Annotated in this window: 27 protein-coding genes and 1 tRNA gene; 13 read left to right on the top strand and 15 right to left on the bottom strand. The window is 65.3% G+C overall.

Annotated features, from left to right (window positions below; genetic code table 11):
• Positions 1 to 184: 184 nt before the first annotated feature.
• On the top strand, positions 185 to 1216 hold the full coding sequence (locus WBP07_RS02735; protein WP_395394129.1) for a hypothetical protein: 1032 nt from the start codon (positions 185 to 187) through the stop codon (positions 1214 to 1216).
• Between the two features lie 28 nt (positions 1217 to 1244).
• Here WBP07_RS02735 and WBP07_RS02730 read toward each other — a convergent pair whose 3' ends face one another.
• A complete protein-coding gene (locus WBP07_RS02730) occupies positions 1245 to 1652 on the bottom strand; it encodes a response regulator (RefSeq protein ID WP_395394128.1) in 408 nt (135 codons plus the stop codon).
• A gap of 138 nt (positions 1653 to 1790) precedes the next feature.
• Positions 1791 to 2108, bottom strand: a complete 318-nt coding sequence (locus WBP07_RS02725) for a hypothetical protein (RefSeq protein WP_395327367.1) — start codon at positions 2106 to 2108, stop codon at positions 1791 to 1793.
• A 200-nt stretch (positions 2109 to 2308) separates the two neighbouring features.
• On the opposite strand from WBP07_RS02725, the gene WBP07_RS02720 reads away from it, so the two are divergent.
• The 7 genes from WBP07_RS02720 (at position 2309) to WBP07_RS02690 (ending at position 11615) form a co-directional block, all read left to right on the top strand.
• A complete protein-coding gene (locus WBP07_RS02720; protein WP_395394126.1) occupies positions 2309 to 4642 on the top strand; it encodes a chemotaxis protein CheA in 2334 nt (777 codons plus the stop codon).
• A 2-nt stretch (positions 4643 to 4644) separates the two neighbouring features.
• Complete coding sequence (locus WBP07_RS02715) at positions 4645 to 5100, top strand: chemotaxis protein CheW (RefSeq protein ID WP_395394125.1); 456 nt, start codon at positions 4645 to 4647, stop codon at positions 5098 to 5100.
• Between the two features lie 55 nt (positions 5101 to 5155).
• Positions 5156 to 5521, top strand: coding sequence for a PleD family two-component system response regulator (locus tag WBP07_RS02710; protein WP_395394123.1), 366 nt, complete (start codon positions 5156 to 5158; stop codon positions 5519 to 5521).
• Between the two features lie 13 nt (positions 5522 to 5534).
• Positions 5535 to 6644, top strand: coding sequence for a chemotaxis-specific protein-glutamate methyltransferase CheB (gene cheB, locus WBP07_RS02705; protein WP_395394122.1), 1110 nt, complete (start codon positions 5535 to 5537; stop codon positions 6642 to 6644).
• A complete protein-coding gene (locus WBP07_RS02700; RefSeq protein WP_395394121.1) occupies positions 6635 to 7492 on the top strand; it encodes a CheR family methyltransferase in 858 nt (285 codons plus the stop codon). Before cheB ends, WBP07_RS02700 begins: the two co-directional genes overlap by 10 nt.
• Before the next feature lie 71 nt (positions 7493 to 7563).
• Complete coding sequence (locus WBP07_RS02695) at positions 7564 to 9360, top strand: methyl-accepting chemotaxis protein (protein ID WP_395394120.1); 1797 nt, start codon at positions 7564 to 7566, stop codon at positions 9358 to 9360.
• Between the two features lie 74 nt (positions 9361 to 9434).
• On the top strand, positions 9435 to 11615 hold the full coding sequence (locus WBP07_RS02690; RefSeq protein ID WP_395394118.1) for a penicillin acylase family protein: 2181 nt from the start codon (positions 9435 to 9437) through the stop codon (positions 11613 to 11615).
• Between the two features lie 290 nt (positions 11616 to 11905).
• On the opposite strand, the gene WBP07_RS02685 is transcribed toward WBP07_RS02690, so the two are convergent.
• The 7 genes from WBP07_RS02685 to WBP07_RS02655 all read right to left on the bottom strand — a co-directional run bounded on the left by WBP07_RS02685 (position 11906) and on the right by WBP07_RS02655 (position 17713).
• Positions 11906 to 14053 (bottom strand): methyl-accepting chemotaxis protein, encoded by a 2148-nt coding sequence (locus WBP07_RS02685; RefSeq protein ID WP_395394117.1) that lies wholly within the window; start codon positions 14051 to 14053, stop codon positions 11906 to 11908.
• Between the two features lie 26 nt (positions 14054 to 14079).
• Entirely contained in the window at positions 14080 to 14787 is a 708-nt protein-coding gene (locus tag WBP07_RS02680) for a TorF family putative porin (RefSeq protein ID WP_395394115.1), read from the bottom strand.
• 205 nt (positions 14788 to 14992) lie between these two features.
• A complete protein-coding gene (locus WBP07_RS02675) occupies positions 14993 to 15169 on the bottom strand; it encodes a hypothetical protein (protein ID WP_395394114.1) in 177 nt (58 codons plus the stop codon).
• A gap of 154 nt (positions 15170 to 15323) precedes the next feature.
• Positions 15324 to 15399: transfer RNA gene (locus WBP07_RS02670), tRNA-Lys, on the bottom strand.
• A 38-nt stretch (positions 15400 to 15437) separates the two neighbouring features.
• Positions 15438 to 15947, bottom strand: coding sequence for a 2-amino-4-hydroxy-6-hydroxymethyldihydropteridine diphosphokinase (gene folK / locus WBP07_RS02665; protein ID WP_395394113.1), 510 nt, complete (start codon positions 15945 to 15947; stop codon positions 15438 to 15440).
• Between the two features lie 28 nt (positions 15948 to 15975).
• On the bottom strand, positions 15976 to 16839 hold the full coding sequence (gene aguB, locus WBP07_RS02660) for an N-carbamoylputrescine amidase (protein ID WP_395394112.1): 864 nt from the start codon (positions 16837 to 16839) through the stop codon (positions 15976 to 15978).
• 13 nt (positions 16840 to 16852) lie between these two features.
• Positions 16853 to 17713 (bottom strand): class I SAM-dependent methyltransferase, encoded by an 861-nt coding sequence (locus WBP07_RS02655; RefSeq protein WP_395394111.1) that lies wholly within the window; start codon positions 17711 to 17713, stop codon positions 16853 to 16855.
• Between the two features lie 135 nt (positions 17714 to 17848).
• Here WBP07_RS02655 and msrA point away from each other — a divergent pair, with 135 nt between their 5' ends.
• Complete coding sequence (gene msrA, locus WBP07_RS02650) at positions 17849 to 18394, top strand: peptide-methionine (S)-S-oxide reductase MsrA (protein ID WP_395394110.1); 546 nt, start codon at positions 17849 to 17851, stop codon at positions 18392 to 18394.
• A 385-nt stretch (positions 18395 to 18779) separates the two neighbouring features.
• Entirely contained in the window at positions 18780 to 19856 is a 1077-nt protein-coding gene (locus WBP07_RS02645) for a choice-of-anchor A family protein (RefSeq protein WP_395394108.1), read from the top strand.
• 6 nt (positions 19857 to 19862) lie between these two features.
• Here WBP07_RS02645 and WBP07_RS02640 read toward each other — a convergent pair whose 3' ends face one another.
• The gene (locus tag WBP07_RS02640; protein WP_395394106.1) at positions 19863 to 20033 is read right to left on the bottom strand and encodes a hypothetical protein; all 171 of its coding nucleotides are present in this window, start codon (positions 20031 to 20033) and stop codon (positions 19863 to 19865) included.
• Between the two features lie 182 nt (positions 20034 to 20215).
• Entirely contained in the window at positions 20216 to 21448 is a 1233-nt protein-coding gene (locus WBP07_RS02635; protein WP_395394105.1) for an RsmB/NOP family class I SAM-dependent RNA methyltransferase, read from the bottom strand.
• Between the two features lie 54 nt (positions 21449 to 21502).
• Here WBP07_RS02635 and WBP07_RS02630 point away from each other — a divergent pair, with 54 nt between their 5' ends.
• A complete protein-coding gene (locus WBP07_RS02630) occupies positions 21503 to 21682 on the top strand; it encodes a DUF1674 domain-containing protein (protein WP_395394103.1) in 180 nt (59 codons plus the stop codon).
• Positions 21683 to 21731: 49 nt separating this feature from the next.
• Here the strand turns inward: WBP07_RS02630 and WBP07_RS02625 are convergent, their stop codons facing one another.
• On the bottom strand, positions 21732 to 22637 hold the full coding sequence (locus tag WBP07_RS02625; RefSeq protein ID WP_395394101.1) for a LysR family transcriptional regulator: 906 nt from the start codon (positions 22635 to 22637) through the stop codon (positions 21732 to 21734).
• 93 nt (positions 22638 to 22730) lie between these two features.
• Between WBP07_RS02625 and WBP07_RS02620 the strand changes: the two genes are divergently transcribed.
• Both WBP07_RS02620 and WBP07_RS02615 read left to right on the top strand, forming a co-directional pair.
• On the top strand, positions 22731 to 23150 hold the full coding sequence (locus WBP07_RS02620) for a DoxX family protein (protein ID WP_395394099.1): 420 nt from the start codon (positions 22731 to 22733) through the stop codon (positions 23148 to 23150).
• 14 nt (positions 23151 to 23164) lie between these two features.
• Positions 23165 to 23953: a DODA-type extradiol aromatic ring-opening family dioxygenase gene (locus WBP07_RS02615; protein WP_395394097.1), complete on the top strand. Its 789-nt coding sequence runs from the start codon at positions 23165 to 23167 to the stop codon at positions 23951 to 23953.
• Between the two features lie 34 nt (positions 23954 to 23987).
• Here the strand turns inward: WBP07_RS02615 and WBP07_RS02610 are convergent, their stop codons facing one another.
• The 3 genes from WBP07_RS02610 to WBP07_RS02600 all read right to left on the bottom strand — a co-directional run bounded on the left by WBP07_RS02610 (position 23988) and on the right by WBP07_RS02600 (position 26928).
• The gene (locus WBP07_RS02610) at positions 23988 to 24968 is read right to left on the bottom strand and encodes a diguanylate cyclase (RefSeq protein ID WP_395395706.1); all 981 of its coding nucleotides are present in this window, start codon (positions 24966 to 24968) and stop codon (positions 23988 to 23990) included.
• A 147-nt stretch (positions 24969 to 25115) separates the two neighbouring features.
• Complete coding sequence (locus tag WBP07_RS02605) at positions 25116 to 25622, bottom strand: murein L,D-transpeptidase family protein (RefSeq protein WP_395394096.1); 507 nt, start codon at positions 25620 to 25622, stop codon at positions 25116 to 25118.
• 4 nt (positions 25623 to 25626) lie between these two features.
• A complete protein-coding gene (locus tag WBP07_RS02600; protein ID WP_395394094.1) occupies positions 25627 to 26928 on the bottom strand; it encodes an adenylosuccinate synthase in 1302 nt (433 codons plus the stop codon).
• Positions 26929 to 26950: the final 22 nt, after the last annotated feature.

Genomic DNA, 26950 nt, shown 5'->3' with positions numbered 1-26950 from the left:
TGCCGCCCTCACCCGGCACGACGAGCGAATAGACTTAAGAGTTGGCGGGGACGATTCGTGGTAATTGACCCGATATATGGGAACGGGAACACTCATTTCGACGTTCAGGAGACGGGCCGGGACCTGTCGAGCGCGGTCGTTACCCAACAGGTTGCCTTCCCCGGAAAGGCATGGAGTTCCGGCGTTGTCCCAGCAGGCGATCCGACCGCTCGTTCACATCGGCTTTCACAAGACCGCCTCAACGCTGCTCCAGCGCACGCTGTTCGCCCGTTCCGACCTTGGCTTCGAACGGCCCGGACGGGATCGCTTCCACCTCCAGGCCGATTTCATCCGCTACGGCGCGTTCGACGAGATGGACCCGAAAGTGATCGAGGCTTACCACCGCGTCGCCTACGAGGCGCGCACGCGCGGCCGCACGCTGGTCCTCTCGCACGAGCGGCTTTCAGGTTATCCGGGATCGGGCGGGTTCGATGCGCGGATGATCGCGGACCGCATCAAGACCTGCCTGCCCGATGCGCGCATCCTGGTCTTCGTGCGCGAACAACGCTCGATGCTCTATTCCTACTACTTGCAATACATCACCGACGGCGGATCGCTGTCTTTCCAGCGGCTGATCAAGCCGATCCAGCCCAAGCTGTTCCGCAAGCCGGAATTCGACCTGCGCACTTTCTCCTACGTGCCGCTGATCGAATACTATCGCACGCTGTTCGGGCCCGAAAACGTGCTGGTCATCCCCTATGAGACGCTGCACGCGGAAACCTGGCGGATCGCCGTGGAGATCGCGCGTTTCTGCGGCCAGTCGACCAGCCGGATCAATACGGACATCTTCGGCGACATGGCCAATTCCAGCATGCCGATCATGATGCAGCTGCTGCGGCGGCACCTGAACGGGCTGATCTACCGCAACCAGTTATCGCCGCATGCGCCGATCAAGTTCAATCCGTTCGATCGCTGGTATCGCCGCATCCGCCCCCTGTTCGAGCCGACGCGGCTGGTCGATGCGCCGTTCAAGCGGCGGCTGAAGCGCCAGATCGAACAGATCGCCGGCGATCGCTATGCCGAAAGCAACTTGCAGCTCCAGCGCATGACCGGGCACGACCTGTCGCGCTACGGCTATCGCCTGCCCGAAACGGCACCCGCGCCATCGTCGCGCACGACAACGCAGACCGGCACGGTGCCGGTGCGTTCGGGCGCGGTGATGCAGGCCACGGGCTGACCCGCCTCTCCAGCGACCTTCGCGCCCCTCAGGCCGCGCCGATGCCCTGAAGCTTCATGTGCAGGGTGTGGTGGTCGAACGGCTTGATGACGTATTCGTCGGCGCCGGCCTCGATCCCCTTGCGGATATCGCCGTTTTCCGAATTGGTGGTGCAGAACACCACCTTGGGGCGGTGCGCGCCCTGCATGCCGCGCAAAGCGGTCACGAATTCCAGCCCGCCCATCAGCGGCATGTTCCAGTCCAGCAGGATCAGGTCGGGCATAGCCGCCATGCACTTGCTCAGCGCTTCCTCGCCGTTCTCCGCTTCGAACACGGTGTAGCCCAGCGCTTCCAGGATGCGGCGCGACACCTTCCGGATCACGCGGGAATCGTCGACGATCAGGCCGCGGCGGCCACGCGGCGCTTCCGGTTCGACGGCGGGCTGCACGACCTGCACGGGTGCTTCGCCATCGTGGCGCGCGGGCGCCGGGGAGCGCTTGATCAGACCTTCAAGAATGACACTTACTCCCTTGGGCGTTTTCTAATCAGGTGGACCACCTGATGGCTCGGAAAACGCGGAAAACCCAACCTCAGCTCACGCGTTCTCGTTGGCCTGAAGGATCTTGGCGACCTTCTTGGCCGTCTCGATCACTTCTTCCTTATCCTCCGCCACCGGCTCCGGCCGGGGCAGCGATTCGACGTTGATTTCGGACGGCGTCATGCGGACGTGGATGTAGGGCATCCAGATCTCGCCGAATTCGGCCTTCTGGTACCACAAGTCCACAACGTCGTAGGAAACCCAGAATCCGCTGGGATCCTGCAGCCTCACGCCCTCGCCGATGCGGGGGACGGCGGCGAACCGCACGGTCTCCTGCGTCTGGCGCGTCTCGTTCTGGACTTCGATCTCGATCAACGCACGGTCTCCTCGCTTGTGCGACAGGCTAGGGGGAAATCCTTGCTGAAAAGGAAATTTTACCAAACACACGCGCACGAATTGCCGCATCGCGCCGATGGACGGGTTTCCGCACCCTTGAATGGCCGCCTCCTATACTCTTGGTTAATTTATTACGCCGCATAAGCCCCGGGCAGAGGCTGAGGTCTTGGGGGCCTACCATGGACGAATTGCTCGAAGACTTCGTCGCCGAAACCCGCGAAATGCTGGAAGCGCTGGGGGGCGAACTGATTTCCTGGGAGGAAGACCCGGGCGATCGCGCGCGCCTCGATTCGATCTTCCGCTTCCTCCACACCGTGAAGGGCAATTGCGGCTTCGTTGACTTGCCGCGCCTGGAAGCGCTGAGCCACGCGGCGGAAGACGCGCTGGCAGATGTACGCGCCGGGCGTCGCACCGCCGATGCCGCGTTGGTCAGCGGCGTGCTCGCCGTGATCGACCGCGTGGGCGACATGGTGGACGCCATCGAAGCGGGCGAGACTTTCCCCGAAGGCGGGGACGAGGCGCTGACCGCCGCGCTGCAACCCGCAGCCTCCCCCGTGACCGCCCTCGTCGCCCCCACCGCGCCAGCAAGCGCCGCCGGATCGCGCACCGCCCAGCCCCAGCGCACGATCCGCATCCCGGTCGAACTGCTGGACAAGGTGATGAGCGGCGTTTCCGACATGGTGCTGGCACGCAACGAGCTGGCCCGTCACTTGCGCGAAGGCCAGGTGGAGCCGCAAGTCCACGAACCGTTCGACCGCCTCTCCGCCATCATCGCCGACGTGCGCGATGCGATGACGCGCACGCGCATGCAGCGGGTGGAAAGCCTGTTCTCCGGCCTGCCCCGCATGGTGCGCGATCTAGCCTCCGAGCTGGGCAAGCAGGTGCATGTGGAGATCGCCGGCAACGAAGTGGAACTGGACCGCGAGATGGTGGAGATCATCCGCGATCCGCTGACCCACATCGTCCGCAACGCGATCGACCACGGCATCGAAGTGGTGCCGCTGCGCCGCGCGGCGGGCAAGGCGGAAGTCGGCCGCCTCACCGTCTCGGCCCGGCAGACCGGCAACAAGATCCTGATCGACATCGTCGACGATGGACGCGGCATCAACGAGAAGCGCCTGATCGAAAAGGCCGTGGCCGCCGGCATCGTCGATGCGGCAGAGGCAGCACACCTCTCCCGCGCCGAAGTGTTCGACCTGATGTTCGAGGCGGGGCTGTCCACGGCGGAAACGGTCACCGCGATCTCCGGGCGCGGCGTCGGCATGGACGTGGTGCGCGCCAATATCGAGCGGATCGGCGGCTCCATCGAGATCGATTCGACGCCCGGCATGGGCACCCGCGTCACCCTGCGCGTGCCGCTGACCTTGACGATCATTCCCGCCGTTACCCTAGGGATCGGCCAGCAGCGCTTCGGCATCCCGCGCAGTTCGGTGGAAGAGATCGTCCACCTCACCGAAGGCACGCTGGAGATCGACGAAGTGGGCGGCGCCATGCTCGCACGCATTCGCGACCGCCGCCTGCCCTGCCTGATGGCCTCGCACGTGTTGCGGCTTTCGGACGATGGACCGGACGCCACCCGCCCGGTGATCGTGCTGCGCCACGCCGGCGGCTATTTCGCGCTGATGGTGGACGAAGTGTTCGGGCACGAGGAACTGGTGATCAAGCCGGCCGCGCCCGCGATCATCGCCACCGGGCTCTACGCCGGAACCACGCTCACCGATGACGGACATCCGATCCTGCTGCTGGAAGTGAGCGGACTTGCCCGCGCTGGCGGCCTTGCCATCGATGCCCTCGAACGCCGCGCACGGCTGCCGGACACCGGTCCCGCCCTGCCGCGCCGCACGATGCAGGTGCTGCTGTTCGACGCGCTGGACGGTACCCGCCGCGCCATGCCGGTGGGCGTGCTGGACCGGCTGGAGGAAGTCTCCCCCGACGCCATCACTATCGAGGGGGGCCGCAAGCTGGTGGTGATCCGCGAAAGCATCCTGCCGCTGGACGGACTGGAAACCGCTGGCGAAGTCGGCACTACCTTGCGTCTACTGCGCCTGACCGACGGCCATGGAGAGATCGCCTATGCCGTCAACGAAGCGCTGGAAATCCGCGACGTGGATGCAGCCGTGATCGCCGGCGGCGGCGCGGAGGGAGAGGATCCCATCGTACTGATCGACGGTGTGGCCACGCGGATCGTCGCGCCGTACCAGTTGTTCGCGCGCCATTCGCGCAATCCGTCGCGTGTCGTGAAGCCGGTCTGCCGGCTGCCGGCGGACGATACCTGGATCCAGAACTTCGTGCGCCCGATGGTGGAGGCGGCCGGTTACCGCGTGGTCGCCGCCGATACGCCGGACGATGCCGATCTCGCGATCCTGGCGCATGATGTGGAACCCGCCGCCGCAACCGCCCGCGAAGTCATCCGCCTGCGCGCCGATCCCGGCGCGACGGACGACTCCAGCATCTACCGCTACGACCAGGCCGCGCTGATGGGTGCGCTGCGCCGCCACGCCGGGAGGGCCTGAGCATGAGAGAGCTTCTCGTCGTCGTAACCCTTGCCGGCCGCCGGATCGCGCTGCGTTCACGCGATGTGCAATCGGTGATCGAACTGGACGTCATGACCCCGGTACCTTGCGCACCGCCGCATGTCGCGGGCCTGTCCGGACTGCGCAGCCGCGTGCTGACGGTGATCGACGGCCGCCGCGCGCTCGACCTCGGTGACACCGAACAGCGCGGCGCAGGCGCCCCGGCCGCCGTCATCGTCCACGAAGGCCATTCCTACGCGCTGCTGCTGGACGAGGTGGAGGACGTGACCGAAGCCTGGAGCGAACCCGAACCCGTCCGCGCGCGGATGGATGGGAATTGGACGATGATGTCGCACGGGCTTGTCGAAACCGCGCTGGGGCCGCTGCTGGTGGCCAATGTCGCAGCCCTGATCGCCGGTCCGCAAAATGAAATTCTCGGCCTGACCGAGGTTGTTTAAACTCTTGGTTACGTAAAACGACTAGTATCGGGCTCTGGGGACAAGGAAGCGAAACATGAAAACCTGCCTGATCGTCGATGACTCGCGGTTGATCCGCAAGTTCTCGCGCCAGTCGATGGAAGCCCTGGGCTTCACGGTCAGCGAAGCCTGCGATGGGCAGCAGGCAATGCTGAGCTGCGAAGTGGCCATGCCGGACGTGATCCTGCTCGACTGGAACATGCCGGTGATGAGCGGCATCGAATTCCTGCGCGTGCTGCGCCAGACCGGCCATTCCAACCAGCCCAAGGTCGTGTTCTGCACCACCGAAAGCGATTCGGCGCATATCGAAGCGGCCATCGCGGCGGGGGCCGACGAATATGTGATGAAGCCGTTTGACCACGATACCCTGCACATGAAACTCCAGCTCGTCGGCGTGGCCTAACAGGTTTTCTGGGATGCCCCTGCCCTCGCTGCGCCGGCGCAATGCCCGCGTAACGCTGCTGCCGCCGGTGCGGCTGATGATCATCGACGATTCGCTAGTGGCCCGCACCGCGCTGAAACGCATGGTGGAAGGCGCCGAGGGGCTTGAAGTCGTCGGCATTGCCAGCAATGCAGAGGCCGCGCTGGAAACCCTGCGCACCAGCCGCGTCGACGTAATTCTTCTCGATCTCGACATGCCCGGCATGGGCGGGCTGGAGGCACTGCCCCGCCTGATCGAGCGCGCACGCGGCGCGCGGGTGCTCGTCGTTTCCTCGCTCACCGTGGACGGTGCGGCCGACACGCTTTCCGCACTGGCGCTGGGCGCGGCGGACACCCTGCCCAAGCCCGTCGCGCGCGGTTTCCACGGGGACTATCGAGATCTGCTGCTCGGCAAGATCCGCGAACTGGGCCTTGCCGCCACGCCCGCACCCCATACGCTGCGCCGTGAAACTCCGCCGCCGGTGAAGCGGCGCAAGCCGGCCGGCAACGCCGCGCACAAGCCTGCCGAAGTGCTCGCCATCGGTGCCTCCACCGGCGGCGTTCATGCGCTGGCCAGCCTGTTCGCGGCGCTGCCCCGGCAGTTGGGCGTGCCGGTGGTCATCACCCAGCACCTACCGCCAGCGATCATCCCCTATTTCGCGCGCCAAATCCGCACCGCATCCGGTTGCGAGACGCTACTGGCGGAAGACGACATGCCGCTGATGCCGGATCACGTACTGATCGCGCCGGGCGACGCGCACATGGCCTTCCGCCGCAAGGGGGACAGTCTGGTCGTGCGCCTGGACCATGAGCCCGCGCCCAGCGGCTGCCTCCCCTCGCTCGACGTGATGTTCGCCTCTCTTGCAGAAGAAATGGGCGACCGCACTTTGGGTGTCGTGCTTTCCGGCATGGGCCGGGACGGTGCCCTCGGCGCGGCGCGCATCGTCTCCGCCGGTGGCGCGATCCTGGCGCAGGACGAGGCCAGCTCCGCCGTATGGGGCATGCCGCGCGCGGTGGCGGAGGCCGGCCTTGCCAGTGCCGTACTGCCGCCCGAGCAACTCGCCCAGCGCGTGATCGCCGGAATCGGAGCGCTGTCATGCAAGTGAGCCTCGCCTCCGAACGGCTGCTGGCCGATCTGCTGAAAGCGCGCACCGGGCAGGAACTGCCGGACAATCGCCGCTGGCGCATCGGCTCCGCACTCTCCGGCCTCTGCCGCGAATATGGCATCACCAGCATAGACCAGTTGATCGCCACCTTCTCGCCCACGCGCCAGACCACGCTGGCCCGGCAGATGGTGGAAGCGCTGCTGAACAACGAAACCTATTTCTACCGTGATCGCGCGTTCTTCGATTACTTGACCGGACATGTGCTGCCCGGTCTGGCCGAGACGCGGGCGGAAACCCGCACGCTGACGATCTGGTCGGTCGGCTGCTCCACTGGGCAGGAAGCGCTGACGCTGGCGATGATCTTCGCCAGCCAGGAAGCACGCTGGGCGGGCTGGACGATCTCGATCCTGGGCACCGACGTTTCGAGCTCGGTGATCGAGGTGGCACGCAAGGGCTGCTACACCCCGTTCCAGATCCAGCGCGGCCTTGCGATGGGCGAGATGATCAAGTGGTTCGAGGAAACGCCCCAAGGCTGGCGCGTACGCGAACGCCTGCGCCGCATGACCCGGTTCGAGGAACACAATCTGCTCGATCCGCTGCCCGTCCTGTCCGGCGGCCAATCGCCGACGTTCGACGTGGTGCTGTGCCGCAACGTGCTGCTCTACTTCGATGCGGAAACGCGTGAGCGCGCCTTCGCCCGCGTCGCGTCGGCACTCGCACCCGACGGCTGGCTGATGCTGGGCGCTGGTGAGACGACGTACGGATTGACCGACCGGCTTGCTCCGGAGCGCGGCGCCCCCGGCTTCTTCCGCCACGCGAAAGTCGCCCGCCGCACGCGCGCCGCTTAAGTCTTATTTAAGCGTAATTCCCTAGGCACTTGCTCCATAGTTTGCCGACATCTTCTAGGGGGAAGAGTGCAATGACCGATATGGCTGCCGCGCAGAAGCGCGACTGGTTCTGGCGCCGGTCCATCGTCACCAAGATTCGCATCATCATCGGTATCTTCCTCGTCATGTCAGTGACGATCGCCGGGGTCGCGTCGATCGCGCTGACCAAGGTGAAGGACGATGCCTCGCTGACCGCGAAGCTGCACGATTCCGCGCTCGGCGCTGCTGACGCCTGGAGCGACATTGCGCAGGCCATGCAGCAATTGGACGCTGTCCGCGCCAAGGACACCGGCATCGATGCCGCGCAAGTCACCGCCACCCGCGCGCTGGTCAAGTCCGCTTCCGAAAAGCTGGGACAGGCGCGCCTCGCCCTCGACAATGCCGATCCCGGTATCGATCTGCTGTTCGATCACCTCACCCCCACCCTCACCGCCTTTGACACGCAGCTTGCCGCCCAGCAGAACGGAGCCGCCGGCGATCCGTCCCTGGCAATGAGCGACATTTCGGGTCAAGTCGCACAGATCAAGGACGTGCTGGCGCAGCGCACGAAGTCCATCGAGGGCAGCCGCGACAGCTTCATCGGCTGGACCGAGCTGACGATGTTCATCTTCGCCGTCGTCGCCGCGCTCAACGGCATTTTCGCCCTCATCATCACCCGCCGCAACATCACCGGCCCGTTGGCCGACATGGCCGACGCGATGGTCAAGCTGGCAGAGGGCGACCGCGAGATCGACGTGCCCGGCACCGATCAAGTGAACGAGATCGGCGACATGGCCCGCTCGCTGGAAACCTTCCGCCGTGGCTACTTGCGCCTCGACAAGATGCGCAAGGAAGCCGCCGCCGCCGCCGAAGCCGAGATCGCCCGCCAGGAAGACCTGCGGCTTGAGCGCGAGATGGCGCGCGACCAGCGCAAGAAGATCGTGCTCGATCTGGCCGAGAAGTTCGAACAGAGCGTGGGTGAGATCGTCAGCGGCGTCGCCTCCGCCTCCAGCCAGTTGCAGTCCACCGCGACCTCCATGGCGAAGTCGGCCGAACATGCCGCCACCACCACCAGCGAAGTGTCCAACGCGATGGGCGAGGCTTCGGCCGGCGTCACCGCCGCTGCCGCCGCCAGCGACGAATTCGCGATGTCGATCCACGAGATCAGCCGTCAGGCCGCGACTTCGGCGGAACTGGCCCGGCAGGCCAGCGAAACGACGGCCAATGCCGATGCCACGATCGCCAAGCTGGCCGTTTCGGCCGAACAGGTGGGCCAGATCGTCAAGCTGATCCACTCGATCGCGCAGCGCACCAACCTGCTGGCGCTCAACGCCTCGATCGAGGCGGCGCGCGGGGGAGAGGCCGGTCGCGGCTTTGCGGTCGTCGCCGCAGAGGTCAAGGAACTGGCCGCGCAGACCAGCAAGGCCACCGACGAAGTGGCCGCGCAGATCGGCGAGATTCAGGCCTCCACCACCGGCAGCGTCGCCGCCCTGCGCGCGATTGCGGAAGACGTGGCACAGCTTGAGGCCACTTCGGTCTCGATCGCTGCCGCCGTCGATCAGCAATCGGTCGCGGGTCAGGACCTTGCCCGCAGCATCGACCTTGCCGCGCGCAGCACCGACGATGTGACCGGGCGCGTGGAAGACGTGCGCGAAACCTCGCTGGCGACGGGCGCGGCGGCATCGCAAGTGCTATCGTCCTCCACCGAATTGCAGCTTCAGGCCGCGATCCTCAAGAACCAGGTGGAGCGCTTCCTCGGCTCGATCCGCAGCCCGGAAATGCCGGACGATCGCATTCCCACCTACCCCGCCCAGCACGACTGGGAACGCGAAGTGGAAGCGGCGGAATAAGCGCCGAAAACGGACAGACGCCGGGCGGGGCCAATGGCCTTGCCCGGCCGGCTTTCGGGCGATAGCTGAAAGCCATGCAGTTCACCTTCCGCGCCGCCCTTCTCCTAACCGCTATCGCCGCGCCCGCCGCCGCCCATGCCGCCTCCGACGACATGGCCCGCTGGAAGGCTGAGGCCGCGCGCGTCACCATCACGCGCGACGACTGGGGCATTGCCCACGTCCACGGCAAGACCGACGCCGATGCCGTGTTCGGCGCAATCTACACGCAGGCGGAAGACGATTTTCCGCGCGTGGAGGCGAACTACCTCACCGCGCTTGGCCGCACTGCCGAAGCCCAAGGCGAAAGCGCGATCTGGCAGGACCTTCGCCAGCGCCTGTTCGTCAATCCGGAGCAACTGAAGGCGCAATACAAGCAGAGCCCGCAATGGCTGCGCGCGCTGATGGATAGCTGGGCGGACGGGCTGAACTATTACCTGGCCACCCACCCCACCGTGAAGCCGAAGGTGCTGACCCGTTTCGAGCCGTGGATGGCGCTCTCGTTCACCGAAGGCAGCATCGGCGGCGATATCGAGCAGATCTCGCTCACCAAGCTTCAGGGTTTCTATGAGCATCGCCGCATTCCGCCCACCGCGCTGGAAACCGGCGCGCTGATGCGGGAACCCAGCGGCTCCAACGGCATCGCCATCGCGCCCGCCAACACCGCGAACGGCCACGCACTGCTGCTGATCAACCCGCACACCAGCTTCTACTTCCGCGCCGAATTGCAGATGACCAGCGACGCCGGGCTCAATGCCTATGGCGCGTCCACCTGGGGCCAGTTCTTCATCTATCAGGGCTTCAACCCGAAGATCGGCTGGATGCACACCTCCTCCACGGTCGACAATATCGACCAGTTTGCGGAGACCATCGAAAGCAAGGACGGGCGCACCCTCTACCGCTACGGCAATGAGCTGCGCCCCGTCGAAACACGGGAGATCGCCCTCTCCTTCCGCCAGCCGGACGGCACGATGGGCACGCGCAGCTTCACCACGTATCGCACGCATCACGGCCCCATCGTCGCCGAGGACGGCGGCAAGTGGATTGCCGAGGCGCTGATGTGGAAGCCGATCCCGGCGCTTCAGCAAAGCTGGCTGCGAACCAAGACCAGCGACCTTGCTTCCTACATGAAGGTCGCCGAAGCGCAGGCCAATTCCTCCAACGACACGCTGCTCGCCGACGCCAATGGGGAGATCGCCTATCTCCACCCGCAGTTCGTGCCGCTGCGCGACAACCGCTTCGACTATCGCGATCCGGTCGACGGTGCCGATCCCGCCACCGACTGGAAGGGCCTGCACACGATCAAGACGCTGCCCAACGTGCTCAACCCCAAGGTCGGCTGGGTGCACAACACCAACGATTGGCCGTGGGATGCCGCCGGGCCGGATAGCCCCAAGGCCGCCGATTTCCCGCGCTACATGGATCAGGTGGGCCCCAACTATCGCGGCGTCCATGCCGACGAAGTGCTGACCGGCAAGCACGACTTCACGCCCGAGCGTCTGATCGCCGCCGCTTACGACAGCCATCTGCCTGCCTTCGCGGTACTGCTGCCACAGCTTGCCGCCGATTACGACGCCCTCCCCGCCGCCAATCCGCTGAAGGCCAAGCTCTCAGCCCCGATCGCCCTGCTGCGCGGCTGGGATTGCCGGTGGGGCTATCAGTCGAAGGAGACCACGCTGGCGGTGTTCTGGGGCGATACGCTGGGCGGCAAGTTCAACGCCGATGCCAAGAAGGCGCGGCTGAACCTGCCTGACTTCATCGCCCAGCGCACCACGCCCGAGCAGCGCCTGGCCGCGCTGTTGGAAGCGGTGGACCGGCTGACGCGCGACTTCGGCGGCTGGCAGGTCGCCTGGGGAGAGGTCAACCGCTTCCAGCGGCTGGACGCCGCGATCACACCGCATTTCGACGATGCGCAAGCCTCTCTGCCGGTGCCTTTCACTTCGGCGATCTGGGGCTCGCTCGCCTCGTTCGGGGCCAAGCCTTATCCGAATACGACCAAGTACTATGGCACCAGCGGCAACAGCTTCGTCGCCGTGGTGGAGTTCGGTCCCAAAGTGCGCGCCTGGGCGGTGAGCGCCGGCGGGCAGAGCGGCGATCCGGCCTCTCCCCACTTCCGCGATCAGGCGCAGCGCTATGCCGATGGCGCTTTGCGGCCGGTTTACTTCTACCCGGAAGATCTGGCCGGGCATACCACGCGGACATACAAGCCGGGCGAGTGAGACCCGCCACTCCAAACGACCGTTTGACGTCCTTTTTTGCACAAAACACTCCGTCGCCCCCGCGAAGGCGGGGGCCCCGCTTCTCTTGCGCCACGCACGACGCCCGAAGAACAAGCGGGATCCCCGCCTTCGCGGGGATGACGAGATTGATAGGGCGATTGTCTTTCTGATCTCAGCCTAACGTCACTGAGTCATCGCGATAGCCCCAACACCAACGCCAACACGAAAAGGCCCGCGGATCGCATCGATCCGCGGGCCTTTGCTTTACCCGAAGGCTATGTCAGCGTCGGTCAGGCCACCGAGGAGAGCCGCGCCGAACCGCGATACTCGCCGGTGTCGAAACGCGCCGCCTGATCGTTCAGCGAGGTCGCCTCGGTCGTCAGGTTGCGTGCAGCGGCAGAGGTTTCCTCCACCATCGCCGCGTTCTGCTGGGTCGAGTGGTCCATGGTCGAAACCGCCACGCTGATCTGGCTGATCGCGGTGGACTGCGCCTGGTTGTCCTCCGCCATCTGGCCCAGCAGCTTGTGCACTTCGCCGACGCCGCCCGAGATGTGCTCGAACGCGCCATCCACGCGCTGCACCGCATCCACGGCGGTGACGATGTCGGTCTGCGTCACGGTAAGCTGATCGCGCGCGCGCTTGGCCTCTTCCTCGGCCCGCATGGCGAGTGCCGAGACGAGATCGGCCACAACCGCGAAACCACGACCGGCATCACCCGCACGGCCGGCCTCGACCGCCGCGTTCATGGCAAGGACGCGGGTCTGGAAGGCGATCTTGTCCACGCCCTCGATCACCTGGTCGATGCCCTTGGCACTCAGGCTGACGCGGTCCATCGCCGCGACCGCCTCACCGGCAACCGCACGGCCGCCCGCAACGGTGGTCAGCGCTTCGTCGGCGCGAGTAACGGTCTGTGCCGAAGCCGTGGCCGATGCCTTCAGGCGCTGGTCGATCTGCACCAGTGCGGCCGAAGTTTCTTCCAGGCTGGCGGCATTGGCTTCGGTGCGACGGGCAAGGTCTTCCGATGCCTGCGCGATTTCCATCGAGCCCGAGCGGATGCCCCCGGCGCTGAGCGCGACGGCACCGATCATACGGCGCAGTTCGCCCAGCGCGGCGTTGAAGTTATCCTTCAGCGCGGCATAGCCGGCCGGGAACGGCACCTTGATCTCGGCGGTAAGATCGCCGCGCGTCAGGGCATCGAGCCCTGCGCCCACGGCGCTGGTGACGATCTTCTGCTCTTCGGCAGCGCGATGGTCGGCCTCGGCCCGGTCGGCAGCAGCCTGACGGAACACGTCGGCAGCGCGCGCCATGGTGCCGATCTCGTCCTCACGGTCGAGTTCGGGGATCGTGCAGTTCTCGCCCTTCGCCAGACGGTCCACGGCATCGCTCAGCTTGGCCATCGGGCGGCCGATGATGCCGCCGGCAGCGAAGAACAGGCTGGCCAGAACAGCACCGACGATGACCAGACCACCGACAACCAGCTGCCAGCCGATCGAGCGCGCCGGCGCCGAAACAGTGGCTTCGGGAACGTCGAGCACCAGGGCCCAGGTGGCATTGAGGTTGTCCAGCGCAATGGGCAGGATCACGCGGCGCGTCGCCACGCCGCCGATTTCCAGATTGGGCAGAACCTTCGTCTCACCCGTGGAAAGCGCCGCCTTCACATCGTCAAGGCCGGGCTCGGCATAAGCCTTGCCCAGCACCGCAGCATCGGGGTTCGCCACCCAGGTCGCCGCGGAGGACAGCAGCATGACATGACCGGTGCCGAACGGCTTCAGTGCGCCAAGGCGCTCCGAAATCGTGCCCAGTTCCATATCCACGCCGACCACGCCGATCACCTTGTCGCCCGAACGGACCGGCTGGGTGATGGAAGTCATCAGCACCTGCTTGCCGTTGAGGTCATAGGCATAGGGATCGACCAGCGCGCCCTTGCCGCTGTCGAACGCCTGACGGAAGTACGGCTTGTCGAACGCGCCTGCCTCATTGTTGGGCTGCATGGTCAGCGCACCGTTGCTCTTCACCCAGTAGGGCGAGAAATTGCCGTTGGGCGCAGAGCCTGGAAGGTTGCCCTTGCCGGCCTCCGGGCCGTCCCACTGGCCGGGGGTGATCATCACCCAGCTGCCCAGTGCGGCCTTCGATTCCAGCAGATCGGTCTTCAGCACCGTCACGGCAATGCCGCGATCGCGCGTGCCGCTGGCGTGCATCTTGCCAAGGGCCGAGCTCATGGCGCGGGCGGTGGCTTCGAACGTGGCGAAGTCGGCCTTCACCTGATTGCCTTCGGCCTTGGCCTGGGCAACGGCGGCATCGTCGGACAGCTTGCCTACGGCATTGCCCGTCTCGAAGACGACGGCGGAAAAGCCGAGCAGGAGCAGCAAGGCGATCGCCAGTCCGGCGACCGTCATCAGCTTGCCCGCTATGTGCATGCGGCGGAACAGTTCAGTCATTGTTCTAGCTCCTGCAAAACGGAGGATCAGAAGCCGGCGCTGACGGAAAACAGCGCGGCGCCGTCGGCCTGGTTGCCGTGGCTGAGGTTGGTATCGATGTAGGAAATGCCGAAGGTCAGCTTGCTGACCGCCACGTCGGCGCCCAGCGACCAATCGTAATAGCCGCCCGGCTTGGGGCTGAGCGCACCCTTGCTGCGGCCGCCATGGGCGCGCAGCGTCACCGGGGTGCCGGGAACCGGCGCAGCCGCTTCACCGAACAGATAGAGGTGATCGCCGCCCAGCGCCGACTGGTCCCAGCTATAGCCGCTGCCGATCGTCCCGCGCACCGGGCCGAAGTCATGGGTCAGCTTGGCGGTGGTTTCGAAATACTCGATCTTCCCGGTGCCTTCGCCGCCGGGATAGCTGTAGTAGGCCAGGGCCACGTCAAGGCTGGTGTGCTTGGCAAGATTGCCCGCCCAGCCGCCGTAGAGATCGACCTCGGTAGGGCCGTAACGGTCACCCATGCCAAGGGACGAACCCCAGGTACCGACGTAGACGCCGCTCTTGTGCGCCAGGTTGATGGTGCCCTGGATCGCGGGATCCTTGCCCGTGAGCGAGATGCCACGAAAACGGTAATCGCTGATCAGGGTAACACCGCCAGAGACGGTGATGGCGGGGGATTCTTCCTGTGCATGAACGGGGGGCGAAATCAGAACTACGATCGGAGCGAGCCCCGAAAGAATGGCAAAACGCATGAAAGTCCTCTTCCGGGACGTTGGCAGACATGGCCATTATAGGAGGACTTTTCCCGACACTGTGTCGGACGGACTGAACTCTATCGCACACAACCCGGCGCCGCGCGAATATCGCGGTGAATCCAATACGTTATAGGATATCTGCCCTATCGTGGGCGCAAGGAAAATGGCGCGACAAAGGCAGGAACGCGGCGAACCGCATGCTTCAGAGGTAGTAGAGAAGACCTGTCAGGCTCAACACCGTGGCGACTGCAAGGGCGACGAGCATGAACCGCAGATCGTACCGGATCCGGCTGCGGACGTCCGCTTCCATCCCGTCCAGTTCGGCAGCACTGGGCGTGCGGATCTCGTCAAGCTCTTCGTCCAAGGGCGATCTGGTCATCGGGTGTCCTAACGACCGGAATGCTAACACTTCTTCCGCCGGTTGGCGATTCTCGCCGGAACTGGGCGATGGAGCCCGAAACTAGGAGGCACGCCATCTTCTCCGCCCGCCTTGGGGTGCGGGTGGCAATGCCGAAAAACGATGGCGGAAAAGGTGGTGAGCCCTGCTGGGTTCGAACCAGCGACCTACTGATTAAAAGTCAGTTGCTCTACCGACTGAGCTAAGGGCCCCCGTTACCGGGCGCTGTCGTGAACGGCAGCGGAAGGGGTCACCTAGGGGCAGGCCGGGCCTTGGTCAAGCGGGCATGAAGGTGGTTTATCGTCAGACCTGTCAATGGATCGCGCCAGGTGCCCGCAATCCGGCGCGCGGGGCCGAGTACGAAGTCGCGTGAGCGGAATGCAGGATGGGGGATAACCAGGCTTTCCATGCCTTCTCCCGCCGCCCACGGGCCGCCGTCCCAAAGCACGATATCGAGATCCAGCACGCGCGAACCCCAGGCAGCGCCCATGCGGCGGCGGCCGAACTTGTGTTCGATCTTGTGCAGCTTGTGCAGCAATTCGTCCGGATCACGCTTACTGCGCACCAGCGCCACGGCGTTGGCATAGCGCCGGCGCGAAGGGCCGATCGGCGCGCTTTCGATCACCGGGGAGGCGGCCAATACCTCGTACTTGCCGTTATCCAGCGCATCCAGCGCGGCGGCCAGCACTTTGCGCGGGCCGCCGTGGCGCGGATGGCGCATGTTGGAGCCGAGCGCGACAAGATACCTATGCTTTGCCAAAATGCCCGGCTCCCCCAAATGCGTTTGTTCAGATGTCCTGCGCGATGCGCGTATAGAGCTGCGGGCGGCGATCGCGGAAGAAGCCCATGCCGGCGCGGTGCTTGGCGGCGCGGGCAAGATCTAGCGTGGAGACCAGCACGCCGGTCTCCTCCTTGCCGAACTCCGCGACGTAATCGCCCCATTCGTCGGTGATGAACGAGTGGCCGTAGAAGGTCTGCTCCGTCCCACATTCCGATTCGACGCCGATGCGGTTAGCGGCGATCACCGGCATGCAGTTCGATACCGAGTGACCCACCATCGCCCGGCGCCACATGCGGCTGGTGTCCAGCGTGGCGTCATAGGGTTCGGAGCCGATGGCGGTGGGATAGAACAGCAGTTCCGCGCCCATCAGCGCCATCACGCGCGCGCATTCGGGATACCACTGATCCCAGCACACGCCGATGCCTACCTTGGTGCCGAGAACGTCCCACACCTTGAATCCGTCGTTGCCGGGGCGGAAGTAGTACTTCTCTTCGTAACCCGGGCCGTCCGGAATGTGGCTCTTACGATAGGTGCCGATGATCTCTCCATCGGTGCCGATCATCGCCAGCGTGTTGTAGTAGTGGTGCCCGTCGCGTTCGAAGAAGCTGGTGGGGATCACCACCTTCAGCTTCGCCGCCAAGGCCTTCATCGCGATGACCGAGGGATGCTCGTTCGTCGGACGGGCGATCGCGAAGAGTTCCTCTTCCTCGGTCTTGCAGAAGTAGGGGCCGGAGAACAGCTCGGGCGGCAGCACGATCTGCGCGCCCTTGGCGGCGGCTTCCTCCACCAGCGTGGAGACGGCGGCGATGTTCTCGCCCTCGTCGGCGGAATTGAGCGCGAGCTGGAGCGCGGCAACGGTAATTTCGGTCATGTGCGGGCCCCTATCAGCCTCGCTTGCGGAACAGAAGCGTCATGCGGTCACTCTCGCCGATGGCGAGGTACTTGGCGCGGTCCTGATCCTTCAGCGCCAGCGTCGGCGGCAGGGTCCAGACGCCGTCGGGCCAGTTGGCGCTGTCCTTGGGATTTGCCTCGATCTCGGACGTGCCGACAAGGTCGAAGCCCTGCGCTTCCATGAACTTGATCACGTCCGCCTGCTTCAGATAGCCCTTGGAGCCATCGGCATAGGCGTCCGGCGCATCGGCCTTGGCGCGATGCTGTTCAATGCCGATCAGCCCGCCGGGCTTCAGCAGATCGCGCATCGCGGCGAATTCGCTGGCGGCGATGTTCCAACGCAGCAGGTTGTGCAGCATGCGCGGCACGATGATCACGTCGAACGTGCCCTTCTCACCCGCCGGGATCGATCCGGTGGTATAGGCTGCGAAACGGTCCGCCGGCAGGCCGGTGAATTTCGCCACGTCCGCAGGGTATTCGCCCGCATCCTTGCGGATGTTCGCCTGCGTCTCCGGCTTGAAGGCCGGGCTGTCCGGGTTGTAGTAGAGGCCCACCAGATGGCCCTGCTGGCCAAGGTAAAGCCCCAGCAGGCGCGAATACCACTCCCCGCCCGGCGCATATTCGCCCACCTTCATGGTCGGGCCCACGCGGAAGAAGCTGAGCGTTTCCACTGGATGGCGATACTTGTCGCGCGCCCGATCCGCCTCGCGCAGCGGGTTGGCGGCGGCCAGTTCCAGCAGCGCCTCGCACCCCTTGCAGGCCTGCGCCTCGGTCTTTTCTTCAGCAGCCGTTGCGGAAATCGGTGCGGCGAGCACGCCGAGGAACGTCGAAAGGGCGATCAGGGCGCGGCGCATGGCGAGTCTCCAGAATGTGAGGCTGAATGTCAGGCGTATCGTTGCGGTGAAGGTAGTTGCCTCTCTGCCAATGACAAGCCGCCAAAGTGTACCTATCTAGCGACCAAATTCCCCCTCATGAGGATCAAGGTACCAATGGAAACGGCAATCGTTGCAGGCGGATGCTTCTGGTGCACCGAAGCGGTGTTCCGCGACGTTATCGGCGTAGACTCGGTCGAAAGCGGCTATATCGGCGGCACCGTCGCCAACCCCACCTACAAGCAGGTGTGCGAAGGCACCACCGGCCATGCAGAGGCGATCCGGGTCAACTACGATCCCTCCGTCCTCTCCTACGGCGATCTGTTGGACGTGTTCATGGGCACGCATGACCCGACGCAGCTGAACCGCCAGGGCAACGACGTGGGCACCCAGTACCGCTCCGCCATCTTCCCGCTGGACGACGCGCAGGCCGCCGAGGCCGAAGCCGCCCTCGCCCGTTCGAACGAGGACAACGGCGGCAAGGTCGTCACCACGATCGAGGGCTTCGCCGACGGCAAGCAGAACGACGCGTGGTATCCGGCTGAGGACTATCACCAGGAATACTGGGACGGCGAAGGCCAGCGTAACCCCTACTGCCTGGCGGTGATCCCGCCCAAGCTGATGAAGCTGCGCAAGAGCTTCCAGAACAAGGTCAAGGGCTGAGACAATATCGGCGCCGGTCCATGGGATCGGCGCCGATTTTTATAGTACGGGCTAGAACCGAATTCCCGGCCCCCGTCCGAAATTCTCAATCACTCACTCCGTCGCCCCCGCGAAGGCGGGGGCCCCGCTTTCCTTGCGCCATGCACGACGGCGGAAGAACAAGCGGGATCCCCGCCTTCGCGGGGATGACGGGAATTGGGAGGGCAGGCCTACGGGATGATTCCCGGCGCGGCTTGTTGACGCCCCCGACCACGGTTAACCCCGCTTTTACCAGTAGCGTCCATCCCTGTCCCACCGCGAGACAAAGCGAAACGGAAGGTTTCCAAACCCTCCGGCGCAAGTACCTAGTCTCCCCTGATTCCTTCTATCTTGGCGAACCCCACCGATGTCTCGTTTCAGCAAGCTTTCCCTGTCCGTCGCAGTTGCGGCCGTGGCCTTTGCGGCCAGCCCGGTGCTGGCATCGTCCGACATCGCGGGAATAGACGTGCTGAAGACCTGGAACCTGGTGGTGCTGGGCGATCTGACCTCCTCTTCCGAGGTTGAGGGCCGCACGTTCGTGGGTGGCAATCTCGACGGCAATGCCTCGAACTACCAGATCACCGCCCTGCCCGCCTCCAGCACGGGCACGCCGGGTCTGACCGTGGTGGGCGATGTCAACGGCGGCTACAAGAACCTGAACAACGGTTCGGGCGCGGTCGTCGGCGGTAACGTCAACAGCGGGCTGAACCTCAACGGCGCCGCGCAGACGGTGCTGGTGGGCGGCACGATCAGCAACACCAACGTCAACAACAACACCGTCAATTCCGGCCTTGCCGCCAGCAACCCGCAGTTCACGCAGGACCTGGCGCAGCAGAAAAGCCTGATATCCACCTCGATGGAGAGCCTGAGCCATTCGATGAGCACGCAGGCGGCCAACAGCCAGCTTTCGATAAGCGGCAATACCGGCACTTTCACCGCCCAGCCGGACAGCAGCGGCGTGGCCGTGTTCAACATCTCCGCCGCCGACCTCGACAAGATCGGTGAGATCAAGTTCAACCTGAACGGCGCGGACACCGCGATCGTCAACGTTTCCGGCACGTCCATCAAGCTGAACGACAACTTCCTCGGCGGCACCCAGAACCTTGGCGAACACGTTATCTGGAACTTCTACGAGGCGGACGACCTGTCGCTGACCACCGCCTGGGGCGGATCGGTGCTGGCCCCGGGCGCGGCGGCCACTACGTCGAACTATATCCAGGGCTCCGCCGTATTCGGCAGTCTTGTCCAGAATGGCGAGATGCACGTCGGCACCTATACCGGCGGCTACACCGTTCCGAGCGATCCGAACCCGCCTTCGACGTCCGGCGGCAGCACGTCCGTTCCCGAACCGGGCGTACTCTCGATCTTCGCGCTGGGTCTGGGTGCGCTGCTGTTCCGCCGCCAACTGGGCGGCCTGCTCGGCCGCCGCCGCAAGGCGGGCTGAGCGGCTTTAAAGCTGCAGCCAGTCCCGCCGCCAGACGCCCTGGCTTTCCCGGCGCACGCCGCTGCCACACCTATGGCAGTTGCTGATGTAATGGGCGCCGTCCCACGTCACGTCATCGTGGACGGGTTCGTGGCGGTTGAACAGGCAACGGAAGTTGGAGCTTATCCACTGCACCATCGCGACTACTCCCCAAGAGAGTTCACGTAAGACCGCGTGGCAATCCTGCAGCGCGGAGCAAGCCACCCCTAGCCCACATCCGTGCGCATACATGACAGAGCATGGCGAGTCGCCGCAATGCTGATTCTCGGTAGGAATACGCAATAGGGACGACGGTCTTCCCGCCGCCCCTCAGCAAAGCCTTAGTCTTTCTGCCAGCGCCCAACGAAGAAGCCGTCCAGGCCGCCCTCGTCCGCCAGCATTCCCGGATCGGTGCGCAGCCAGCCTTCGGCCGTCGGCGCGAGGCCGGCGGGCAGTTCATCGGCGCCGATCGGCACCGGCGCCAGCGCGACTTTGGCGGCCTGCGCCTCACCCTCTTCCGGCTCCATCGAGCAGACCGCGTAGACCAGCTTGCCGCCCGGCTTCAGCCATGTGGCCGCGCGTTCCAGCATGGCGGTCTGGATCTCGGTCATTTCCGCGATCTGGCGCTCGCCGATGCGGTGCAGCACATCCGGATGGCGGCGCGCGGTGCCGGTGGCGGTGCAGGGCGCGTCCAGCAGGATCGCGTCGAACTTCTCCTCCGGCTCCCACTTCAGCGCATCGGCCTGCACGATCTCGGCCGTAAGGTCTGTACGCTTCAGATTGTCGCGCAGGCGTTCCAACCGGCGCTTGGACAAGTCCAGCGCAGTCACGTCCCAACCGGCGGCGGCCAGTTGCAGCGTCTTGCCGCCGGGGGCGGCGCAAAGGTCCAGTGCTTTGCGGCCCTCTCCCGCACCCAACAGGCGCGCGGGCAAGCTGGCGGCAAGGTCCTGCACCCACCAGGCGCCGTCCTTGAACCCTTCCAGATGCTCGATCGCGGTGCCGCGCGACAGGCGGACATGGCCCGGCATCAGCGAAATGCCGCCCAGCCGTTCGGCCCATTCCTGCGTCTCGGCCGGATCGCGCAGCGCAAGATCGAGCGGGGGCGGCGCGGCCAGACCGGCGGCCATGGCCATGCCATGCTCGCCCCAGCGCTCCATCACCGCATCGGGCAAAGTCGGCACTTCGGGCAGCGCCACTTCACGCTTGGTCAGGGTGGAGAACACGCCGTGGGCAAGGCGGCGCGGGCCGCCCATCAGCAGCGGCAGGCCGGTGGCGATCACGGCATGCGCGGGCGTTTCCAGCCGCAGCACTTGCACCAGCATGATTTCCAGCACCGCGCGCGCCTTGGCATCGTCCGCCAGCGGCAGGCGCGTGGCGGAATTGATCAGTTCGTCCAGGTCGGTGCGCCAGCGCAGCACTTCGCCGGCAATGGCGCGGGCCAGCGCCCGGTCGGCGTCCCCGCTCACACGGGCAAGCGCAGTGCCTGCCGCCTGGTCAAGCGTTTCACCCCGCCGCAAGACGGCATCGATAAGGTTTAGCGCGGCACGGCGCGCGGGAAGGCCGGGAATGTCCATCGACGGCCCCTATAACGGATTGCGTTTTTACGCCACCCACACCACATGGGCCGGATGACCGAACGCGCCACCAAACGTCCCGAAGGCTTCAAGAAGCCCGCCCACTGGACGAACGACCCCGCGCCCCAACCCTCTCCCCAAGAGGCGGCCAAGGCGGATGAGGAAGACCCGGACGGGATCTCCCCCACCCGCTATGGCGATTGGGTGCGTAACGGGATCGCCGTCGATTTCTGAGGGCGGATTGAAGGTACGGGTATGATTTCCGGGGCTTGGTAACCCGGGATCACCAGTTCTGCGCCATCGGCGGCAGCCGCTCCACCAGAAAATCGATCCACGCGCGCGTCTTCGCCGCCGGACGCCGGGTGCGATGGGTAACGGCGTGAACCGCGCCCAGATCGATCAGTTCCATGCCCAGATCCAGTTCGATCAGCCGTCCGTCGGCAATCGCGCAATCGACGAAAAAGCGCGGCCCGTAGACCAGCCCCATCCCCGCGATCGCCGCCTTCGCCAGCACTTGCCCGTTGTTGGCATGAAGCGATCCCCGCACCGCCACCGGCCGACTGCCGTCCGCACCGAAACCCCAGCGGGTAGTGCCGGTCTCCCCGCTCAGCGTGTACCCAAGACAATCATGCGCGGGCAGATCGTCGATCGAGACCGGCGTGCCGCGCCGCGCCAGATAGTCGGGCGATGCGCAGATGGACATCCGCACCGGCGCCAGCTTGCGCGCGACAAGGTTGCTGTCCGCCAGCTTGCCGATCCGCACGGCAACATCCCAGCGCTCCTCCAGCAGGTCCACCACCCGGTCGTTGAGGCCCAGTTCGATGGTCACCTGCGGGTGAAGTGCATGGAACGCGGTGACGAGATCGACCAGATAGGCATTGCCGAACGCGGCAGGGCCAGACACGCGCAGCAGCCCCTCGACGGAGGCGGACTGCGCCATGGCTTCGGCATCGGCTTCCTCCAGTTCCGCCAGAACCCGCTCGGCCTTGTCGAGATAGGCCGCCCCAGCCTCGGTCAGCGCAAGGCGACGCGTGGTACGGTTCACCAATGTCGCGCCAAGGCGCTGTTCAAGGGCGTTCAGGTGCTTCGCCGCCATCGCCGGAGACATCGAAAGCTCCCGCGCGGCAGCGGAAAGCCCGCCCAGCCGAATGGCGCGCACGAAAACCTCGATCCCTTTCAGGCGATCCATTCAACACTCATGGTTTAAAATCATTCAATGAATGACGATATTATCACCATGCGGGCGAAGGTCTAGATCAGGGCTCGAAAGGATCAGCCCCCTATGACCAACACCTCTTCCAGCACCGCCCCCTACGGCGCTCTTGTCCTCCGCGTCACGCTCGGCGCCGCGTTTCTGGCGCACTTCGCGCTGAAGCTGTTCGTGTTCACTCCCGCCGGAACCGCCGCGTTCTTCGGCAGCATCGGCCTGCCGCCCGCGCTGGCCTACGTGACGATGGCGGCCGAACTTGCCGGCGGCCTTGCACTGATCGTGGGCTTCAAGCCGCGCATCGTGGCGCTGGCCTTGATCCCGCTGCTGCTCGGCACGATCTTCACCGTGCACGGAGCCAATGGCTTCTTCTTCGATTCCAAGGGCGGCGGCTGGGAATATCCCGCATTCTGGTCGATCGCCCTCCTCGTCCAGGCCCTGATCGGTGACGGCGCTTTCGCGCTTTCTCCCACCCGGTCAGGCCGGACCGTCTGAAAGGATTTACGCCCATGACCCGCCAACCCAGCTTCTTCATCCCGCACGGCGGCGGCCCCTGCTTCTTCATGCCCGATCCGCAGGGCAACTGGACGACGATGGCGGAATTCCTGCAATCGCTGCCCGCCCGCCTGCCCGAACCGCCCAAGGCGATCCTGGTCGTCTCCGGCCATTGGGAAACGGATGGCTTCGCCTTCACCGGCGCGCAGAACCCGCCGCTGCTGTTCGATTACTACGGCTTCCCCGCGCATACTTACGAGCTGCGCTTCGATGCCCCCGGCGCACCGGGCCTTGCGGCCCACGCGACCGAATTGCTGCAAAACGCCGGCTTCACCGCCACCGTGGACGCGCAGCGCGGTTACGACCACGGCGTGTTCATCCCGCTGAAGGTAGCCTGGCCGGAGGCGGACGTGCCGGTGGTGGAAATGTCGCTGGACCGCTCTCTCGACCCGGCCCTGCACATCGCCGCCGGCAAGGCGCTCGCCCCGCTGCGCGACGAAGGCGTGCTGATCGTCGGTTCGGGCATGAGCTTCCACAACATGCGCGGCTACGGCAATCCGCAGTCGACCACGTTGTCGCAAGCATTCGACGAATGGCTGACCACCGCCGCCACATCCGATGCGCAGACCCGCTCCGAAGCCTTGGCGCTCTGGGCAGAGGCGCCCGGCGGTCGCTTCTCCCACCCGCGCGAGGAGCATCTGCTACCGCTGATGGTCGCGGCGGGCACATCGGAAGCGGCGGGCGAGAAGGTCTGGTCCGACCTTGTGCTCAAGACCGCGATTTCCGCCTTCAGGTTCGATTGAATGTGAAAGGGGGCAGGCTTCGGCCTGCCCCTGATCAATGCAGCATTTCGCAGCGGTTCCGCCCGCCGCGCTTGGCGGCGTAGAGCGGGCCATCGGCGGCGGCGATCCACTCTTCCACCGTCTCCACCGCATCCGAAAGCGGCGCGATGCCGAAGCTGGCGGTGATGTGGATGACGCGGCCATCGGCCAGCGGGATCGCGAGCCCGGCCAGCGTCTCGCGAAACCGCTCCACCGCTTGCAGCGCCTCGAAAGCCTCCGTCTCGGGCAGAAGCACCGCGAATTCCTCACCGCCCAGGCGCCCGAGCAAGTCCACCGGGCGCGACGCACCGACGACGGTGGCCACCATCTCACGCAGCACGGCATCGCCCGCCGGATGGCCGTACGTGTCGTTCACCGCCTTGAAATGGTCGATATCCACCAGCGCCAGACAGCACGGCCGGTGATAGCGGCGGAACCGCGCGATTTCCTGCTCCGCCTTCTCGATAAAGCCGCGCCGCGTCAAAGCGCCGGTAAGCTGGTCGCGCTCGGCAATGTGGCGCAGTTGCAGCTCGTTCATGACGATGCGCGCGAAGTTGGCGAGGATATCCACTTCACCCGGCGTGAAAGTGCGCACCTTGTCGTCGATCGCGCAGAGCACGCCCACGTTATAGCCATCGGGGGTGAGCAGCGGGATACCGGCATAGCTGCGAACATTGGGATCGCCGATTACGAAGGGATTATCCGCGAACCGGTTGTCGAGCCGCGCGTCGTCGATCAGAAACGGCTCCGACTGGCGGATCGCATGGGTGCAGAACGAGACATTGCGCGGCGTTTCGCTGACGCCCAGCCCGCTGCGCGCCTTGAACCACTGGCGATCCTGATCGATCAGGGTGACGGCCGCCATCGGCACGCCCAGCACCGTGCGCACCAACGAAACCACGTTCTCGAAAGGCTCTTCCGGCGCGGTGTCGAGCACCTCCAGTCGCTGTAGCGCTGCCAGACGGCCGGGTTCATCGTTCAGTTTCGCATCATGCAGCATGGTCCGATCCCGATCGCCTCCTCGATCCGACTCCACAGGGAGCTAGCTCTCCGGGAAACCCCCTAGACCATCATTAAAAATCTGAAAACACCCGGCGCGATGGAGAATATGTCGCATCGGTCATTTCTGGCTATTCGTATCGGCCTACGGCTGGATTTCGATGGGCGTGCCATCACCCACGGCTGCCCACAACAGCTCGATCTCGGCATTGGAAACGGCAATGCAGCCATCGGTCCAGTCGCCCACCGCGCGCCCTGCCATGCCGTTGGGCTGGCCGTGAATCATGATCATGCCACCCGGCGAGCGACCACGCTCCGCCGCATAGGCGGTGTCCGCCGGATCGGGATAGGAGATATGCAGCGATAGGTGATAGGCGCTGTTCGGGTTGCCCCAGTCGATCGCATAGCGCCCTTCCGGCGTGCGTTCGTCACCCTCGAAATGCTTGGGGCCGTCCGGCCGGTCGCCAAGCTGGATGTGGTCGATAACGTGGACGATCCGCCCGCCGGACCACAATTCCATGCGCCGCTCGCTCTTGAGCACGCGGATCAGGTCTACCGGCGGGAGCGCAGATGGGGGAAGCGAGGGCTGGGCATCGACCGTGCCAATGCCCAGCAAAAGCAGAAGCGGCGCGAGTTGTAGCCCGCGCCGCATCCGATCAATCCAGGAAGGGATCGCGTACGAGGATGGTGTCCTCGCGCTCGGGGCTGGTCGAAACCAGTGCCACCGGGGTTTCGATCAGTTCCTGCACGCGCTGGATGTACTTGATCGCCTGTGCGGGCAGATCGGCCCAGGAGCGGGCGCCGGCGGTGGTGCCCTGCCAGCCGTCCATTTCCTCGTAGATCGGCTCGACATTCGCCTGGTCGGCGGCGTGGCTGGGGAAGTAGTCCAGCACCCGAGAGCCATTTGGGCCGTTGAGGCGATAGCCGGTGCAGATCTTCACCTTCTCGAACCCGTCGAGCACGTCCAGCTTGGTCAGCGCAATGCCAGTCACGCCGGAGATCGCGCAGGATTGGCGGGTAAGCACCGCGTCGAACCAGCCACAGCGGCGCTTGCGGCCGGTGACGGTACCGAATTCGTGGCCACGTTCGCCCAGGCGCTGGCCGGTCTCATCCTCCAGCTCGGTCGGGAACGGGCCCGAACCGACGCGGGTGGTGTAGGCCTTGACGATGCCCAGCACGAAGCCGGTGGCCGAGGGGCCAAGGCCCGAACCCGAAGCCGCCGTGCCTGAAACCGTGTTCGAGCTGGTGACGAAGGGATAGGTGCCGTGATCGACGTCGAGCAGCACGCCCTGCGCGCCTTCGAACAGGATGCGGGCGCCGGCCTTGCGAACCTTGTTCAGACGCTTCCACACCGGCTGGGCGAACTGGAGCACGAACGGCGCAATCTCGCGCAGTTCGTTGATCAGCGCTTCACGATCGACCGGCGGCTGGCCGAAGCCGGCGCGCAGCGCGTCGTGATGGGCGCAGAGGCGGTCCAGCTGCGAATCCAGCGCGTCCAGGTGCGCAAGGTCGCAGACGCGGATGGCGCGGCGGCCGACCTTGTCTTCGTAAGCCGGGCCGATGCCGCGACCGGTGGTGCCGATCTTGCCCGAACCGGCAGCGGTTTCGCGCAGGCCGTCAAGGTCGCGGTGGAGCGGCAGGATCAGCGGGCAATTGTCCGCGATCGCGAAGTTCTCGGGATTGATCTCAACGCCCTGGCCGCGCAGCTTCTCGACTTCGGACTTCAGGTGCCACGGGTCGAGCACCACGCCATTGCCGATGATCGACAGCGTGCCGGTGACGATGCCCGAAGGCAGCAGCGAAAGCTTGTAGACCTGTTCGCCCACGACGAGCGTGTGGCCGGCGTTATGGCCGCCCTGGAAACGGACAACGGCGTCAGCCCGGCTTGCCAGCCAGTCGACGATCTTGCCCTTGCCCTCATCGCCCCACTGGGCGCCGATCACAGTTACGTTGGCCATGGATACACTCCGCCACCCTGCC

This window comes from Novosphingobium oxfordense (genome assembly GCF_044029435.1).
GTDB lineage: Bacteria > Pseudomonadota > Alphaproteobacteria > Sphingomonadales > Sphingomonadaceae > Novosphingobium.
The sequence above is the reverse complement of the archived record's forward strand: the minus strand, read 5'-3'. Positions and strand labels throughout refer to the sequence as shown.